The organism is Oceanibaculum pacificum, from assembly GCF_001618175.1.
In the GTDB taxonomy this organism is placed as follows: Bacteria; Pseudomonadota; Alphaproteobacteria; order Oceanibaculales; family Oceanibaculaceae; genus Oceanibaculum; species Oceanibaculum pacificum.
This window is the reverse complement of record NZ_LPXN01000037.1, coordinates 1-8502: the sequence shown is the minus strand read 5'-3', so window position 1 is coordinate 8502 and position 8502 is coordinate 1. Positions and strand designations below refer to the sequence as shown.

Below are 8502 nucleotides of genomic sequence, written 5' to 3'. Positions count from 1 at the left end.
TCAGCATGAGGGTCACCAAGTTGCGCCGCCGGTTCTCCTTCGAGGGTCACCAAGCGGAACCGCCAGTTCTTGTGAGGCCACCAAGCCGCGTCGCCGGGCGCCGTTATGCGCCAAGCCCCGCCGACGGCATGGCCCGGAGCGCCCCTCGTCCTGAGGAGGCCCGCAGGGCCGTCTCGAAGGATACGGGGGCAGGCTCTCCCGACGCCGCGCCTAGAATTGCGCGTCGGCGAGGGCCAGGGTGGTGCGGCCGCCTTCGATCATCGGGGCGAGCAGGGCGGGGGATTGGGCCAGGCTGTGCTCGGCATAGAAGCGGGCGGTGATCAGCTTGGCCTCCAGGAAGTCGGAATCCGCGCCGGGGCCGGGACTCCCCAGATCCTCCAGCGCCGCCAGCGCGCCGCGCGCCAGCATCCAGCCGCCGATCACGGTGCCGGCCAGCTTCAGATAATAGGCGGCCCCGGCCAGGGCGGCGGCGCGGTCCTGCGGGAAGGTCGCCAGCAGCCAGTCGGTCGCCAGCTCCAGCGCGTCGATGCCGTCATCCAGGCCGATGGCGATGGCCTCGGCATCGTCGCCCGGCTGGGCCTGCATCTCGGCCAGGGTGGCGCGCATGGCGGCGATCAGCTCGCGCATCGACACGCCCTCGTCGCGCACGATCTTGCGGCCGACCAGATCGTTCGCCTGGATGCCGTTGGTGCCCTCATAGATCGGCAGGATGCGCGCGTCGCGGTAATGCTGCGCCGCCCCGGTCTCCTCGATGAAGCCCATGCCGCCATGGATCTGCACGCCGATGGACGCGATCTCGACGCCCAGATCGGTGCACCAGGCCTTCACGATGGGGGTCAGCAGATCGATCATCCGCTGCGCGCGCTGCCGGGCCGCCTCATCCGGGTTCAGCTTGGCGTGATCCAGCGCCCAGGCGGCGTAGTAGGACAGGCCGCGCATCGCCTCCACGCCGGATTTCATGCTCATCAGCATGCGCCGCACATCGGGATGCTTGATGATCGCCACCGGGCCGGCCGAACCGGCGATATCGCGCGACTGGAGGCGCGTTTTGGCATAGTCCAGCGCCTGCTGATAGGCGCGCTCGGCAATTGCCAGCCCCTGGGTGCCGACGGCCAGACGGGCATTGTTCATCATGGTGAACATGCATTCCATGCCGCGATTCTCAGGGCCGACCAGATAGCCGACTGCCCCCGCATCATCGCCGAAGGCCATGACGCAGGTCGGGCTGGCGTTGATGCCCAGCTTGTGCTCCAGCGAGACGGCGCGCAGATCGTTGCGCGCGCCCAGCGATCCATCCGGGTTCACCAGATATTTCGGCACCAGGAACAGGCTGATGCCCTTGGTGCCCTCCGGCGCGTCGGGCAGGCGGGCGAGCACCATGTGGATGACATTGTCGGTCCAGTCATGGTCGCCATAGGTGATGTAGATCTTCTGCCCGGTGATGCGGTAGGTGCCATCACCTTGCGGGACCGCGCGGGTCTTCACCGCGCCGACATCGGAGCCGGCCTGCGGCTCGGTCAGGTTCATCGTGCCGGTCCAGGCGCCCTCGATCATCTTCGGCAGGTAGAGCGCTTTCTGCGCGTCCGTGCCATGGGCGTGCAGCAGCTCGATGGCGCCCTGGGTGAGCAGCGGGCACAGGCCGAAGGACATGTTGGCGGCCTGCCACATCTCCGCCAGCGCCTGCTGCACCAGCCAGGGCAGGCCCTGTCCGCCATAGTCGGGATCGAAGGGCACGCCGTTCCAGCCGCCGGCGGTGAACTGGCCATAGGCATCGCGGAAGCCATCCGGCGTGCGCACCACGCCATTCTCCAGCCGGCTGCCCTGCCTGTCGCCGATGGGGTTCAGCGGCGCCAGCACGTCGCGCGCCAGCCGGTTCGCCTCCGCCAGCACCTGCTCGACCAGCGCCGGCTCCGCCGCCTCATAGCCGGGCAGGGCGGCGACCGCCTCCAGCGCCAGCACGCGGTTCATCACGAACGCCATATCCTTCAAGGGGGCGGTATAGGCGGTCATCGGAGTCTCTCCCCCCTGGGGCTGTTAGGCGCGTTATCCAGCGTGTTTGGGCCGCCATGAGATCGGTTTTGACGGCTGCTTGTCAATGCGGGGGAGAGAGGAGAGCCGCCTTACCGCCGCGCCTCGGTCGCCATGTGCAGGGCCAGGCCGGCCAGCACCGTGCCCATCAGCCAGCGCTGCACCAGCAGCCAGAGCGGCCGGCGCGCCAGGAAGCCGGCAATGGCCCCGGCCGTCACCGCGATCAGCGCATTCACCGTGACGCTGATGGCGATCTGCACGCCGCCCAGACACAGCGATTGCAGCAGCACATTGCCCTGCTCCGGCGAGATGAAATGCGGCAGCAGCGACAGATACAGCATCGCGATCTTCGGGTTCAGGAGATTGGTGGCGAAGCCCATCAGGAACAGCGTGCGCGGCCGGTCCTTCGGCAGTTCCCGCACCTGAAACGGCGAGCGCCCGTTCGGCTTCACCGCTTGCCAGGCCAGATACAGCAGATAGATCGCCCCGCCGAAGCGCAGCGCGTCATAGGCGAACGGCACCGCCATCACCAACGCCGTGATGCCCAGCGCCGCGCACAGCATGTAGACCACGAACCCCAGCGCCACCCCACCCAGCGAGATCAGCCCCGCCACCGGCCCCTGGCTGATCGACCGCGAAATCAGATAGATCATATTCGGCCCGGGCGTCAGCACCATGCCGAGGGCCACGGCGGCAAAGGCGAGGAGATTGGCGAGGTCGGGCATGGGGAGGGTCCGTTCGGGGTAAACGCACTTGTTAGCTAAATTTTATTATCGAGAGTTTTCCACCATGGCAGCAATTCAGATATATCAAGAGGATATTCCCGCTTTTGGCGTTCTGACCCGCTTTTTTCACGAATTTCTTTAAGATTCCAGCCAAGAAATTTTTCCATACTTGCATTCTCAAGTGTCTCAAGAAATTTATCTTCGCTAGAGGTGAACATAATATCAGAAAGATCTTGCATGGAGCAAAAAATAATCGGCCGCATATCTGTATCAATAATGTCTGTATCGGTTTTTAAATTTTCTTTAGCGATGTTCATCACGCGTCGTTGTAAGTCTCCTGACATTTGCATCCATGAATCAAGAGTAAGGACAATTCCATAAGCATTGCTTTGAACGGGGTTTTTATTATATATTCCTCTTCTGGAGTGAGAAAAAAATTTCCATACCTGCATAACTCCTTTTATAATTTGAGAATAGGATTTTGCCGCTGATTCTAGTGGGTTATCTTTGAACTGAGAGTCAAAGGTTAATTTTGTGGCTTTGCATTCAATTATACAAAATATTTCTTTATTATTTTTTAGAAGTATATCTGGTGTTTCATAGTTTTTCTTTTTTGTTCCATATATTTCGCTAGATAGAACTTTAAATTTTGAATAAAAAGATTTAATAAGCAATATGGCATAATCCTCAAATCTCTTGTTTGCTTCATTAATAAGGTTTTGAGGGCCTGTGGCTATATCGTAATAGAGTCCTACGGTCATTCTCCAAAATATTAAATCTGGTAATGGAGATATATAAATTCTGCTATTATTGTCTTTAATTATAGGATGTCGGCGCAATATGCTCGGCATATAAGCAACATTGTAAATATTTGTTCGGGTCTTTTTTAATAGATCATCAGCGTCGCTTCGAATTTCGAATAATGTCCTTGATAATATTTGTAGAGTTCTTTCAATTAAATCTGCATCAATGCCTAATTTTTTATATTCTTGAATCTTTGACCAAGGCGTCTTGTGTAGTTGTGCATATATTAAAAAACCAGATTTAATAAAATCCTGGATCGTTATTTTGTGCGTTTTGTGAAAATGTTCAGCTCAATTACCTTGAGCATAAATATATAAGAAACGATAGAATCTTTCCGTATTGGAAAAGCCGCGCTGCCAGCCAAATTGGCGATGCCCAATTCTGTGCAATTCTTCAAATATATTGTCTTCATTTAAAGTGTATCCAGAATAATTATCTTCTACTGCGCGAAGTATATTTATTGCTTGCGCCATTGTATAAAAATTATCACGGGGGTATTTTTGTTTATCTATTTTTGTTTTTGATGTCGTGAAAAGAATATTTACAATAGTTTCTATTTCCCAGTTGTAAACTGAGTATTCTGTTCCGGGGTTTGTTGTTTTCGCATCGGCTGGATATTTCAGGTAATTATCGACATTTATTTTTCTGTCGCTTTGGAGCATGGTTATGGCCCAGCAAAGTTGTAAAAAATCATAATCATCGCATTGGCCGAGCATTTTTTTTAATTGAAAGAAATTCTTTTTGGCTTTTCGGCGATGTATGTCTTGTTTAACTTTTCCCATTTGATGGCCTGATGCTTATTATATTTATGTAGATAAATTTTAAATTGCCTCCCCTAAAAAATCAATAAACGCGCGCACCCGGGCCGGGAGCGGGCCGCCCTGGCCGATATAGACGGCGTGGATGTCCTCGGTGTCGCCGGGGTTCAGGTGTTCCAGCACGGGGACCAGGCGGCCGGCGGCGATGTCGGGGGCGAGCTGGAAATGGCCGAGGCGGGCCAGGCCGCAGCCGGCCAAAGCGAGGTGGCGGGCCGTCTCGCCATCGCCGGCCAGCAGGGTGGCGTCGACCGGGTAGACGATATCTCGCGGCCCCTCTGGCCCTTGCTCGCGGAACGGCCAGCCCTCGAAGCTGCGGGCGAAGTTGAAGCCGATGCGCCGGTGCCGGGCGAGGTCGGCCAGACTCTGCGGCGTGCCATGCTGCGCCAGATAGGCGGGGGCGGCGACCAGGGTGACGCGGCTGGTCGCCAGCTTGCGCGCCACCAGCCGGGAATCCGGCATCGGGCCGACGCGGATCGCCACATCGGCGCGTTGCTCCAGCAGATCGATCACCTGGTCGGTCAGCGCGATATCCAGCACCACCTCGGGATAGAGCGCCTGGAACGCCGGCACCAGCGGCAGCAGGAACAGCGTGCCGAAGGCGACGTTGCTGTTCACCCGCAGCCGGCCGCGCGGCGCGGTGCCGGAACCGGCCTCCTGCTCGGCATCCGCCATATCGGCCAGGATGCGCACGCAGCGGGCATAGAAGGCGGCCCCCTCCGGCGTCAGTTGCAGATTACGGGTGGAGCGGTTCAGCAGCCGCGCCCCCAGCCGCGCCTCCAGCCGGCCGATCAGCTTGCTGACCGCCGAGGGGGACAGGCGCAGCGCACGGGCGGCGGCGGAAAAGCCGCTCAGCTCCACCACGCGCACGAACACCTCCATCTCGCCGGCGCGATTCGTCTCCAGTCGCGACATGTGAATTCAACTCACTGATGCTGTTCCGAAGGGCAGTCTAATTCATCGGCGCGCCGGGTTCTATCTTGCACCGCAACACATGCAATTGTTCGGAGAACACCCGTGCCTCTCGCCGTCTATGCGCTGACCATCGGCGCCTTCGGAATCGGTGTCACCGAATTCGTTATCATGGGCCTGCTGCTGCAAGTCTCGGCGGATCTGAATGTATCGATTTCAGATTCCGGACTTTTAATTTCCGGTTATGCGCTGGGCGTCTTCGTCGGCGCGCCGGTGCTGACGATCCTCACCCGGTCCCTGCCGCGCAAGACCGTGCTGATCGCGCTGATGGCGATCTTCACCATCGGCAATCTGGCCTGCGCGCTCGCCCCGACCTATGGCACGCTGATGGCCGCCCGGGTGATTACCGCCTTGGCGCACGGCACTTTTTTCGGCGTCGGCTCGATTGTCGCCACCGGCCTGGTGGCCCCGGACCGGCGGGCCTCGGCGATCTCCATCATGTTCACCGGCCTCACTTTGGCGACCCTGCTGGGCGTGCCCTTCGGGGCCTGGCTGGGGCTGGAATATGGCTGGCGCTCGACCTTCTGGGCGGTCACCGGAATCGGCGTTATCGCCATGATCGTGCTGGCTTTTCTGGTCCCGCGCGACAGCGCCCGCCCGGTCCTGGCGCCGCTGTCGGAGGAGCTGTCGGTGCTGCGCCGGCCGCTGGTGCTGATCGGCCTGCTGATGACCGTTCTGGGCTTCGGCGGTGTCTTCGCGGTGTTCAGCTATATCCAGCCGATCCTGGTGGAGATCACCGGCTTCTCGAATGCGGCCGTCTCGCCGATCCTGCTGGTGTTCGGCGGCGGGCTGATCCTGGGCAATCTGGCCGGCGGCAGGCTGGCCGACCGCCGGCTGCTGCCCACCTTGTTCGGCACCCTGGCGGCCCTGGCGCTGGCCCTGCTGGCGATGAGCCTGGTGCTGGAAAGCCCGGTGCTGACGGTCGCCTTTGTCGGCCTGCTGGGGGCCGCCGCCTTCGCCACCGTCGCCCCCTTGCAGCTGCGCCTGATGGAGGCCGCCGGCGGGGCCGGGCAGACGCTGGCCTCCAGCCTGAACATCGCCGCCTTCAACCTCGGCAACGCGCTGGGCGCCTGGCTCGGCGGGGCGGTGATCGACCACGGGCCGGGCTTGGCCGCCGTCACCTGGATCGCCGCCGCCATGCCCGCCGCCGCCATCGCCGTCGGCCTGCTCGGCCGGGCGATGGAACGCCGGCAGGCGGTGAGCCAGCCGGTGCGCGCCTAGCCCGCCAGCAGCCTCTCGCGCAGCGGGGCGGCGATGTTGCTACCGCACAGGATGGTGGCGACCCGCTTGCCCCGGAATCGCCCCGGATCGGCCAGGATGGCGGCCAGGCCGGCGGCGCCCGAGGGTTCCGTAACCAGCCCCAGATGGGTGTGGATCAGGCGCATCGCCTCGAAGATCTGCGCCTCGCTCACCATCGCCAGCCGGTCGTGGCAGGCCGGCAGGATGGGCAGGATTTCCGGCACCGGCACGCGCACGGCGATGCCGTCGGCCATGGTGTCGGCGCGCTCGGTCTCGATGGCGCGGCCGGCCTCCAGCGACAGCTTCATGGCGGGCGCATTGGCGGCGACCACGGCGACGATCTCCACCTGCGGCAGGACCGCGCGCAGGGCGGTGCCGACGCCCGCCAGCAGCGCGCCATTGCCAAGCTGCACCAGCAGCGTGTCGAACTCCTCCGCCTCCGCCAGCTCCAGGGCGAGGGTGCCGGCCCCCTCGGAAATCGCCGGCTCCGCGCCATCCTCGACGAAGCGCAGGCCGGTCTCGGCGGCATAGGCGCGGGCGGCGTGCTTGGCGGCGTCGAAATCCGCGCCGGCCAGCCGGACCTCAGCACCAAAGCCGCGCATTGCCTCGATCTTCAGCGGGTTGGCGGTCTCGGCAGCGAAGATCACGCAGCGATGGCCGCGCCGGCTGGCTGCGCGCGCCAGTCCCTGGCCGAAATTCCCGGCCGAGGCGGACACGATGGCCTCGCCCGGTTGCAGGGCGGTGGCGGCGAACAGTTCGGTGCCGCGGCCCTTGAAGGAATGGATCGGGTTGCCGGTCTCATCCTTCGCCAAAACCTTGCAGCCCAGCGCCGCATCCAGCGCCTCGGACCGGCGCACCGGGCTGTTCAGGAACACCGGATCGATATGGCGCGTGGCGGCGCGGATGGCGGCGAGGGAAGGGGCGGCGGACATGAGGCTTCTCGGCTGGCTGGCGGGGCGGGATGCCGCATCATAGCCGGCCAAAAAGCAGAAGCCAGCGCTGCCGTCCGGCGTCGCTGGCTTCAAGACTTCAAGGCTAGTGGGGCCTTACTGCTTGCGGTGGCTCTTGCCTTCCGCCTCGGCCTGCTTCAGGGCCTTGCCTTCCGCCCCGTCGACGGCCTTCGCAGCCTCCTTGGCCTTCTGGTCGACCTTGCCGCTATCGACGAAATCACGGGTATCCTTGTTGTAGGCGCGGGCCGCGGTGCGGCTGCCTTCGCCTTCATTCTTACCGGCGGGACCAGCCATGGGTTCCTCCTTCCAGTGGTTGTGTGAACTCAACCATAGAAACCCATCCGGGGGCCGAAAGTTCCCTTACCGCCAGGGCATGATCGGCACGCTGGTCACTGCATTCTGCGGGCTGCCCTCGATCAGCCGGTCGGAATAGGTCAAATAAACCAGCGTATTGCGCTTCTTGTCGTAGAAGCGCACGACCTGCAGCTTCTTGAAGATGATGGAGCGGCTTTCGCGGAACACCGTCTCGCCTTCGCCGGGGTCGGATTCGGCGATCTTCTTCGACAGCGTGATCGGCCCGGTCTGGCGGCAGGCGATGGAGGCGTCCGACGTATCCTCCGCCAGCCCGACCCAGCCCTTCAGCCCGCCGGTCCGCGCCCGGCTGATATGGCAGGACACGCCCGCCACCTCGGGATCGTCGAACGCCTCGATGCAGATTTTATGGTTCGGGCCGATCCACTGGAAGGCGCTGTCGACGCAGCCGATCTCCTCGGCCTTGGCGGGAGCGGCCAGCGCGCCGATGCCGATCAGCAGGGCGGCGAGCAGGAACAGGCGATGCATGGTGCGGGATTCCTTCATTCGTTCATCGTGCCGCCGGACCCTTCGAGACGCCCCTTACGGGGCTCCTCAGGGTAAGGTCATTTTAGGACGCACCGTCAGCGCCGTTAGCTCCCTCATGCTGAGGAGCCG

Annotated in this window: 9 protein-coding genes; 1 reads left to right on the top strand and 8 read right to left on the bottom strand. The window is 61.8% G+C overall.

The window, feature by feature from the left end:
- Nucleotides 1-210: 210 nt before the first annotated feature.
- The 5 genes from AUP43_RS03495 to AUP43_RS03485 form a co-directional block, all read right to left on the bottom strand.
- On the bottom strand, nucleotides 211-2010 hold the full coding sequence (locus tag AUP43_RS03495) for an acyl-CoA dehydrogenase (protein WP_067552776.1): 1800 nt from the start codon (nucleotides 2008-2010) through the stop codon (nucleotides 211-213).
- A 110-nt stretch (nucleotides 2011-2120) separates the two neighbouring features.
- Nucleotides 2121-2753 (bottom strand): LysE family translocator, encoded by a 633-nt coding sequence (locus AUP43_RS03490; RefSeq protein WP_067552772.1) that lies wholly within the window; start codon nucleotides 2751-2753, stop codon nucleotides 2121-2123.
- A 35-nt stretch (nucleotides 2754-2788) separates the two neighbouring features.
- A complete protein-coding gene (locus AUP43_RS18915) occupies nucleotides 2789-3514 on the bottom strand; it encodes a hypothetical protein (protein ID WP_157089223.1) in 726 nt (241 codons plus the stop codon).
- Nucleotides 3515-3847: 333 nt separating this feature from the next.
- Entirely contained in the window at nucleotides 3848-4339 is a 492-nt protein-coding gene (locus AUP43_RS18910) for a hypothetical protein (protein WP_157089222.1), read from the bottom strand.
- Between the two features lie 39 nt (nucleotides 4340-4378).
- Nucleotides 4379-5287, bottom strand: coding sequence for a LysR family transcriptional regulator (locus AUP43_RS03485; RefSeq protein WP_067552769.1), 909 nt, complete (start codon nucleotides 5285-5287; stop codon nucleotides 4379-4381).
- Nucleotides 5288-5389: 102 nt separating this feature from the next.
- Here AUP43_RS03485 and AUP43_RS03480 point away from each other — a divergent pair, with 102 nt between their 5' ends.
- A complete protein-coding gene (locus tag AUP43_RS03480) occupies nucleotides 5390-6565 on the top strand; it encodes an MFS transporter (protein WP_067552766.1) in 1176 nt (391 codons plus the stop codon).
- Here AUP43_RS03480 and AUP43_RS03475 read toward each other — a convergent pair.
- The 3 genes from AUP43_RS03475 to AUP43_RS03465 all read right to left on the bottom strand — a co-directional run bounded on the left by AUP43_RS03475 (nucleotide 6562) and on the right by AUP43_RS03465 (nucleotide 8391).
- Nucleotides 6562-7515: a threonine ammonia-lyase gene (locus AUP43_RS03475; RefSeq protein ID WP_067552763.1), complete on the bottom strand. Its 954-nt coding sequence runs from the start codon at nucleotides 7513-7515 to the stop codon at nucleotides 6562-6564. The genes AUP43_RS03480 and AUP43_RS03475 overlap by 4 nt on opposite strands.
- A gap of 114 nt (nucleotides 7516-7629) precedes the next feature.
- Nucleotides 7630-7827, bottom strand: a complete 198-nt coding sequence (locus tag AUP43_RS03470) for a hypothetical protein (RefSeq protein ID WP_157089221.1) — start codon at nucleotides 7825-7827, stop codon at nucleotides 7630-7632.
- A gap of 66 nt (nucleotides 7828-7893) precedes the next feature.
- Nucleotides 7894-8391, bottom strand: coding sequence for a CreA family protein (locus AUP43_RS03465; protein ID WP_067552757.1), 498 nt, complete (start codon nucleotides 8389-8391; stop codon nucleotides 7894-7896).
- Between the last annotated feature and the right edge of the window lie 111 nt (nucleotides 8392-8502).